This window comes from Variovorax sp. 20P10.2.4, from assembly GCF_058244205.1.
The window spans coordinates 1-1469 of sequence record NZ_JBZAYE010001085.1 but is presented as its reverse complement, the minus strand read 5'-3'; the positions used below and the strand labels follow the sequence as shown (position 1 = coordinate 1469).

The window sequence follows — 1469 nt, the reverse complement described above, 5'->3', positions numbered from 1 at the left end:
GCCATGCGCTGCTCGAGAAGCTGGTGTCGCCGCGCAAGGCCGCCACGGCGCATGTGCTGCTGACCGAAGGCGTCGATGGACTGGACGACGAGGCGCTCGCGCGTCGCCTCGACCCCGCCTGGCTCGCCACCAAGCCCTTCGTGCCGCTGCCGGTGCTCGGCGTGCCGGGCTGGTGGGCCGGCAACGAGGCGCCCGATTTCTATGCCGATGCCCAGGTTTTCCGTCCCCCGAGGGCCGTCGCCGAATCCCCCGCGGCGGGGCCCGGATAGCGGGTGGCTAGAACTTTTGCTCCTATCATCTGTCTACCCGCCTGCCGCCGCACGGCCGCGCGCGACGCCTTCTTCCAGAACCAACAACAACCCAGGCAGGGAGGCGAACGCGGCAGGAACGGCTTGAAGCGGGCCGCAAGGCCCTCATCTGGTCGGCAGCGTTCCCCCACGGAGAATTCAACTTGAAACGTATCCTTCTGTTCGTCCTGACCAATGTGATGGTAGTCGCGGTGCTCGGCGTGGTCGCCAGCCTGCTCGGCGTCAATCGCTTCCTCACGGCCAACGGGCTGAACCTCACGGCCCTGCTCGGCTTCGCGCTGATCATGGGCTTCGGCGGCGCGATCATCTCGCTGCTGATCAGCAAGCCGATGGCCAAGTGGACCGCCGGCCTGCGCATGATCGACAACCCCCAGTCGCCCGACGAGGCCTGGATCGTCGGCACGGTGCGCAAGTTCGCCGACAAGGCCGGCATCGGCATGCCCGAGGTCGGCATCTTCGAGGGCGAGCCCAATGCCTTCGCGACCGGCGCGTTCAAGAACTCCTCGCTGGTGGCGGTGTCCACCGGCCTGCTGCAGAACATGACGCGCGAGGAGGTCGAGGCCGTGATCGGCCACGAGGTGGCCCACATCGCCAACGGCGACATGGTCACGATGACGCTGATTCAGGGCGTGATGAACACCTTCGTCGTGTTCCTCTCGCGCGTGATCGGCTACGCGGTCGACAGCTTCCTGCGCCGCGGCGACGACCGTTCCTCGGGCCCCGGCATCGGCTACTACGTGAGCACCATCGTGCTCGACATCGTGCTGGGCTTCGCCGCCGCGATCGTGGTGGCCTGGTTCTCGCGCCAGCGCGAGTTCCGCGCCGACGCCGGCGCCGCCGCGCTGATGGGCAACCGCCAGCCGATGGTCAACGCGCTCGCGCGCCTGGGCGGCCTGCCGGCCGGCGAACTGCCGAAGGCGGTCGAGGCCATGGGCATCACCGGCGCCATGGGCAAGCTGTTCGCCACCCATCCGCCGATCGAGGAGCGCATCGCCGCGCTGCAGAACGCGCGCTGAGCACGCGCATCGGGACAGCGTGCCGCCACCTTCGGGTGGCGGCTTTTTTTTTGGGGCGCGGGATTTCCGTGCCCAAGCACTCAAGGCTGGGCGCTCAGTCCGCCGACGGCGCCGCTTCGGAAGCGGGCGCCGCCGCGTCGGGCGT

Annotated in this window: 2 protein-coding genes; both read left to right on the top strand. The window is 68.8% G+C overall.

Annotated features, from left to right (window positions below):
- The coding region (locus tag AC27VN_RS41295; protein ID WP_490880488.1) for a DUF3025 domain-containing protein at nucleotides 1–269 on the top strand (269 nt) is incomplete at its 5' end.
- A gap of 182 nt (nucleotides 270–451) precedes the next feature.
- Nucleotides 452–1324 (top strand): protease HtpX, encoded by an 873-nt coding sequence (gene htpX / locus AC27VN_RS41290; protein WP_093355574.1) that lies wholly within the window; start codon nucleotides 452–454, stop codon nucleotides 1322–1324.
- Nucleotides 1325–1469: the final 145 nt, after the last annotated feature.